Source organism: Streptomyces sp. NPDC002845 (genome assembly GCF_053591955.1).
Genome location: NZ_JBSFUU010000168.1, coordinates 1 through 6,049 on the forward strand (window position 1 = coordinate 1; position 6,049 = coordinate 6,049).

The 6,049-nt window shown below is 67.9% G+C and carries 6 protein-coding genes and 1 pseudogene; 3 read left to right on the plus strand and 4 right to left on the minus strand.

What is annotated here, in order from left to right; genetic code table 11:
* Positions 1 to 92: 92 nt before the first annotated feature.
* The 4 genes from ACWD3C_RS47490 to ACWD3C_RS47505 all read right to left on the minus strand — a co-directional run bounded on the left by ACWD3C_RS47490 (position 93) and on the right by ACWD3C_RS47505 (position 2,983).
* Positions 93 to 1,730 (minus strand): recombinase family protein, encoded by a 1,638-nt coding sequence (locus tag ACWD3C_RS47490; RefSeq protein ID WP_451154881.1) that lies wholly within the window; start codon positions 1,728 to 1,730, stop codon positions 93 to 95.
* The gene (locus ACWD3C_RS47495; protein WP_451154883.1) at positions 1,678 to 2,022 is read right to left on the minus strand and encodes a hypothetical protein; all 345 of its coding nucleotides are present in this window, start codon (positions 2,020 to 2,022) and stop codon (positions 1,678 to 1,680) included. Before ACWD3C_RS47495 ends, ACWD3C_RS47490 begins: the two co-directional genes overlap by 53 nt.
* A 19-nt stretch (positions 2,023 to 2,041) precedes the next feature.
* Entirely contained in the window at positions 2,042 to 2,533 is a 492-nt protein-coding gene (locus ACWD3C_RS47500) for a helix-turn-helix domain-containing protein (RefSeq protein ID WP_451154885.1), read from the minus strand.
* 174 nt (positions 2,534 to 2,707) lie between these two features.
* On the minus strand, positions 2,708 to 2,983 hold the full coding sequence (locus ACWD3C_RS47505; protein WP_451154887.1) for a DUF5372 family protein: 276 nt from the start codon (positions 2,981 to 2,983) through the stop codon (positions 2,708 to 2,710).
* 32 nt (positions 2,984 to 3,015) lie between these two features.
* Here ACWD3C_RS47505 and ACWD3C_RS47510 point away from each other — a divergent pair, with 32 nt between their 5' ends.
* The 3 genes and pseudogenes from ACWD3C_RS47510 (at position 3,016) to ACWD3C_RS47520 (ending at position 6,002) form a co-directional block, all read left to right on the plus strand.
* On the plus strand, positions 3,016 to 3,915 hold the full coding sequence (locus ACWD3C_RS47510) for a Mu transposase domain-containing protein (protein WP_451154889.1): 900 nt from the start codon (positions 3,016 to 3,018) through the stop codon (positions 3,913 to 3,915).
* Positions 3,912 to 4,456: pseudogene (locus tag ACWD3C_RS47515) on the plus strand (ATP-binding protein); the annotation flags it as partial. The gene ACWD3C_RS47510 and the pseudogene ACWD3C_RS47515, both read left to right, overlap by 4 nt.
* Positions 4,457 to 5,063: 607 nt before the next feature.
* A complete protein-coding gene (locus tag ACWD3C_RS47520; protein WP_451154891.1) occupies positions 5,064 to 6,002 on the plus strand; it encodes a reverse transcriptase domain-containing protein in 939 nt (312 codons plus the stop codon).
* The last annotated feature ends 47 nt before the right edge of the window (positions 6,003 to 6,049 follow it).

Consider the following 6,049-nt stretch of genomic DNA (forward strand, 5'->3'; position numbering starts at 1 on the left):
GTGTACCGCTTCGTGTACTTGCTTCCCACCTGGTGCTACTTCCTCTGGAACTCAGGTCCCAGTCTCCAGGTGTCCACGATCAAGGGGAAGGTTCACTGGTGGCTCTGGCCGCCGCGCAGGACGACGCCGACGGCGATGTGGTCGGTCTTGGTGAGGGTGACATCGGTGACCAGGAGCCGGAGCATGCGTTTGCGTTCCCGCATCGGGGTGGCCGGGTCGTTCCAGAGCCGGGGGAAGTCGGCGGCCAGCACGGTGATCTTTGCGCGGGTCTCGGGCGAGAGCGGGCCGGTGGCGGTGTTCTTCGCGCGCTCGTACTCCTCGGTGGCCTCGGCGAGTTCACGCAGAGCGTCGTTCCAATCGGCCTCCAGGGTGTCTGCGACCAGCCGGTTGGCGGGATCGACGGCCAGATAGCGGCGCCGGGCGAGGTCGGCGTGGTAGCGGGCGCGTTCGACGCAAGCGGCGCGGAGCCGGTCGGCTTCCTCGGCCCGGGCGGCCAGCTCGTCGCTCACTCGCAGGGCGACCTCCAGGGTGAGCGGGGTGAGGGTGGTCAGCAGCAGCAGCTCGCCGACGGCGGCGTCGATCTGGTCGCCGACCATGGTCTGGCAGATCGGGGCCGCGTTGCGGATTCCTTCGAACTGGCACAGGTAGATCGGTTTTCCGGTTCCTTTGTAGTGCTGGTAGCGCACGGTCATGCGGCGGCCGCACTTACCGCAGGAGACCACGCCCTGCAGCAGGGCGGCGCCTTCCCGGGGCGGGGAGGCTTTGCGGTCGGTGCCGTGGGCTGCGGCGAGTTCCGCGAGCCGGGTCTGGTTGGCCTCGAACTCCGGCCAGGTCAGATAACCCGGATGGGCATCGGTGATCAGCACCGTCCACTGATCGCGCGGCAGGACGTGGCTGGTGGTCTTGCCGCCCGGACCACGGCGTTGATGTCGGCGTCCGTAGAAGAACGCGCCGGCATAGCGCGGGTTGTGCAGGACCTGCAGGACCCGGTGGTGCTGCAGGATGCCCCAGGTCAACTCGCCCTTGTTCGGGCCGGTGCGGATCCGGCGGGGAAACTTCAGTCCCTCGTCGGCGAACGCCTTGACGACGGCGTAGGCGGAGCCGGTCGCGGCGAACGTGGCCAGCAGATACCGGATCGCCTGCTGCACCGAGGCGTCCGGGTCCAGGACCACCCGCTCAGCGTGGTCATAGACCAGGCCGACGGGCAGCGGCTGGATGAGCTCCCCGCGCCTCGCCTTGGACAGCACCCCGCCCCGAAGACGGGCCTTGAGCAGGTGCAACTCCGCTTCTGACATGGTCCCTTTGAGACCGAGGAGCAATCTGTCGTTGAAGTTCGCCGGGTCATAGAGGCCGTCCTCGTCCAGGATCAGCGTGCCGGCCAACGCGCAGATCTCCAGCAACCTGTGCCAGTCGGTGTTGTTGCGGGCGAGGCGGGACACCTCCAGGCCCAGCACGATCCCGGCGTGTCCCATGCCGACCTCGGCGACCAGCCGCTGAAAGCCGTCCCGGCCCTTGGAGGAGGCGCCGGACTGTCCCTGGTCGGTGTCGATGACGATGATCTGGGAGTGGTCCCAGCCCAGCGCGATGGCCCGGCCCCGCAGAGCGTACTGACGCTGAGTGGACTCGGTGTTGTTGATCACCTGTTTGAGGGTGGACTGCCGGATATAGAGGTAGGCGTCACGCTGCAGATGTTCGCGGGTCACCTTGCCCGCCGCGGCCGTCGCGTCCATGGATACCGTCAACTCCCCCTGCTTCTCGCTCTGTTCGCTCCGTCCGTTCTTCGGGCGGGTGGAGGTGGGCCAGGGCCATCGCGGCCAGGACCCGTACGAGTTCATCGCCGTCGCCCGGCAGCTTGGGCAGCGGCCGCCCGGGGCCGGTCCGGGCAGGCGGCTCGGGCAGGGACCGCCAGGCCGCCGCCCAGGCGGCCATGCCCTTGGCGACGAGCACACCCCGGCCCAGCCGCCAGCCGTCGCCCCTCCCGCCGGCCACCGCCGTCCGCAGTTCCTCATAGCGGGCCGACACCACCTCCGCGGCAGGGCTGTCATCTGCGGCTTTTGGACGACTCCTGGGCGCGTGCCGCCTCGCGCCGGGCCAGGGCCCGCTCGATGGAACGCGGGTGGACGCTCATGCCGTACTCGTCGGCGACGGCGTCGGCCAGGTCCCCAGAGCGCAGGGACGGCTCGGCGTCCAGACACGCCTCCAGGTACTCCATGACCTCGTCGGTGAGTTTGCGCGGCCCCTTTGGACCCGGTTTGCCCGGCACAAGGGCGGCCGGCCCGCCCGCGTCGAGTGCGGCCGCGGCGTCGTAGTAGACCTGCCGGGAGAACCCGAACTCCCGCACCGCCAGGGCCGCGGGCACCTTGTCCACCCGCACTCGGCGCACCATCTCGTACTTCACCTGCACCAGATCCCGGGGATCGCAGAACGGCGAGGCAATGAACACCGCGTCGACCACAGCCTCCGGATGCGGGTTCAGCGTCCGCGTCGCCCTCAGCGCGGCCTCTTTCGGGTCGCTCGTCGCGTTGCCGGCCATGCCGCCTCCCTCGCTCGCCTGCTGCCTCAAGAATTGCGTCGCGGCCGACCACAGCCAAGAGCGCGCAGAGGCAGCGGATCACGTATCTGTGCAGGCCAGTTGGCATGGCGTGCGCTGTCTCGCTCACCGTGCGCCGGACGCGCCCCCACCACTGCGGCGTGAATCCCAAGGCGGTCACGGCGTCATCTCCTGGGCACCGCCGCAGCGGCCGTCGAGCTGGTCGATCAGGTCGGCCAGGGCGAGCAGATCCTCGGTGCGGAACGGGCTGCGGCCCGCCGCGAGGACGACGAAGGGGTCCTCGCCGCCCGCATCGGTCCACGCCGTCGGTACGGACAGCACCTCTCCCTCCTCGTCGCGGAAGTACACGCGGTCCTCGCCCCAGTTCTTGCGCCGTACGACGAACTCGTACGACCGGCCGTACCACGGATGGAACGGGTGCGTGACCGTCACAAGTCGCTCCGCACCATGCGGATCCGGGGCATTTGACGGTTCGGGATAAGGGCGGGGTCGAGGGGCAGATCGGCTACTTCCGCCGCAATCACTTCACGCCGGTGCCGGAGGTTTCCTCGCTGGCGGAGCTGAACGAGATGGTCGAGCAGTGGGACCTGCATGACGGCCGGCGCCGGATCGGCTCGCGGCCGCGGACGATCGACGAGTACTTCGCCGTCGAACAGCCGCTGCTGATGCCGCTGCCGGATGAGCCGTTCGAGACCGGTCGGGTGTTCACCCCCAGGGGCGACCGCTACAGCCAGATCACCGTCCGCACCAACCGCTACTCGGTGCCCGTCCGCCTGATCGGCAAACGCGTCCGGGTCGTGCTGCACGCCTCTCACCTGGTGGTTTACGACCAGAACGTGGAAGTCGCCCGCCATGAGCGGCTGATCGCCAAGGCCAGCTGCCGCCTGGAGCTGGACCACTACCTCGAAGCCCTGATCCGCAAGCCGGGCGCCTTCCCCGGCGCCACCGCCCTCGAACAGGCCCGCTCCGCGGGCAAGTTCACCCCCGTCCACGACGCCTGGTGGGCCCAGGCCCGCAAGGTCCACGGCGAGCGGGACGGCACCCGGGCCCTGATCGAGGTGCTGCTGCTGGGCCGGCACATCCCGCACGAGCACCTGGTCGCCGGGCTGGCCACCGCCCTGCGGGCCGGGGCCCTGACCGCGGACGCGGTCGCGCTGGAGGCCCGCAAGGCTGCCCAGGCCGAGGACGAGCCGCTCGTCACCGGTTCGGGACAGACGCCGGGAAACGTGACGTTCCTGCACGAGTGGCGTCTTGCACACCTGCCGCCGGACACCAGGCCGCTGCCCTCGGTGACCCCCTATGACCAGTTGCTCCGACGCCGTCGCGCCAGCGGCGGCGCTCACCGAGAGGAAGAAGCCCAGTGACCCTGCCCCGCCAGCGAGGCTTGCCGAGCAGGCCGCCGACGCCGCCATCGACTCCGCCTGCCGCTTGCTGCGGCTGCCGTCGATCCGCAACGAGTTTTCCGACATCGCCGACCGGGCGGTGAAGGACCAGATGACCTACCGCGGCTTCCTCGCCGAACTGCTGACGGCCGAGTGTGACGACCGTGCCCGCCGCCGCTCGGAGCGGCGGATCAAGGCGGCCGGCTTCCCGCGGGAGAAGTCGCTGCGGACCTTCGACTTCGAGGCCAACCCGAACATCGACCCGGCCACGATCCACACCCTCGCCTCCTGCGAGTGGATCAAGAAGGGGCAGCCGCTCTGCCTGATCGGCGACTCCGGCACCGGCAAGTCGCACATGCTGATCGCCCTCGGGACGGAGGCGGCGATGAAGGGCTACCGGGTCCGCTACACACTGGCGACGAAGCTGGTCAACGAACTGGTCGAGGCCGCCGACGAAAAGCAGCTGAACAAGACCATCGCCCGCTACGGCCGCGTCGACCTGCTCTGCATCGACGAGCTGGGATGTGCGCCACGAGGCGCTGATGGATCTCGCGGGATGAGAGGCCCGCCGCTGGTCATCGCAGTGACCGGTTGAAGCTGGAGGCAGGCTGAACCCCGGGTTGGGGGTGAAACCGGAAAGCAGCCTCGACAACGTAGGGGCGGACCGACACCACCAGACGGTTCGTGCCCGCAAGCGAAGACGGAATGGGTGCAAGGAAACTGAACCAGTGGTTGACGTCCCGTGAGTCGTCAGCGGCCTGCCGAACCTGGTGGATGGGCCGCTTTGCAGTGCTGGAGAGTGCTATATCCGATGGCCTCTCCTCTCCCGCCGCCTTTATCCCATGGGTTTCGGGAGGCCCGGACCAAGACTGCGATGTGCGGTCCGTGGCGATGCTGCCGGGGTATAGCTGGGCACCGACGCCGTCACAGAGATCCTCAGTGAACGTGGGAAGCGATCTGGCATCGCCCTTCCCGTCCGGCAGCCGGCCGGGCGGCGGGCAGGCGCGACGCCCGCTGATGACGCCAGATCGTGGCGGAGTCGCCGTAGTACTCGGAGGCCGGGAAAGCCGGTCACATGGGGAAGGGCGACAGCGTGATAGCAGCAGGACTGCTGTCGGGGAGGAACGTTGTTGAATAACGACGCGCCGTCGACAACCTGGCCGGGCAGTATGACGGCTGGGCGACGGGTACTCGATCATCAGATCAAGCTGCACCAATGGGCAAGGAACGAGCCGGATCGCCGGTTCGATGATGTATTCAACTTGGTCTGCGACCGGGCCACTTTGGTGGTGGCCTGGGAGCGGGTGTCTGGCAACCGGGGTGCCAGGACAGCAGGTGTGGATGCGGTCACCCGCTACTACGTCGAGGAACGTCATGGAGTGATTCCGTTCCTGGAGGAGCTTCGTTGCTCACTCAAGGACGGGTCCTTCACTGCGCTGCCGGTCAAGCAGGCGGTGATTCCCAAGAAGAACGGCAAGGTCCGGTACTTGGGCATCCCGACCTTGCGGGACCGCGTCGCGCAGATGGCGCTCAAGCTGGTCCTGGAGCCGATTTTCGAGGCCGATTTCTACCCGTCCAGTTACGGGTATCGGCCTGGGCGTCGGGCTCAGGATGCCATCGCCGAGATCCACCGCTTCACCCGCAAGCCGTCGACCTACGACTGGGTTATCGAGGGCGACATCAAGGCTTGCTTCGACAACGTCGATCACCACGTCCTGATGGATCTGGTGGCCGAACGGATCAAGGACCGCAAGGTTCTGCGGCTGGTAAGTGCGTTTCTGCGGGCCGGGGTTGTCGAGCTGCATGGTGGATTCGCGGAGACCCTCACAGGCACTCCGCAAGGAGGGGTCGCCTCCCCGCTGCTGGCCAATGTCTATCTCTCCGTTCTGGACCGGCATTTCTCGCGGATCTGGAACACCGAGATGAGTCCCGGATGGCGAAGGCTAGCCCGACGCCGCAAGGGGCAGCCGAACTACCGTCTGGTGCGATACGCCGACCTATGCCGAGTTCGGCATAGGTCGGCTTATGCCGTGTGCTGGGTTATGCCGACTGCGGCGGCAGCAGCATGACGGACCTGCGGTCTAGTTTCGAAAGCTTCAGCATAACCGGCGGTCTC

Excerpts from the sequence above, each read along its gene's own strand:
- ACWD3C_RS47490 (WP_451154881.1), bottom strand. The coding sequence starts at position 1,730 with ATGGACGCGACGGCCGCGGCGGGCAAGGTGACCCGCGAACATCTGCAG.
- ACWD3C_RS47500 (WP_451154885.1), bottom strand. The coding sequence starts at position 2,533 with ATGGCCGGCAACGCGACGAGCGACCCGAAAGAGGCCGCGCTGAGGGCG.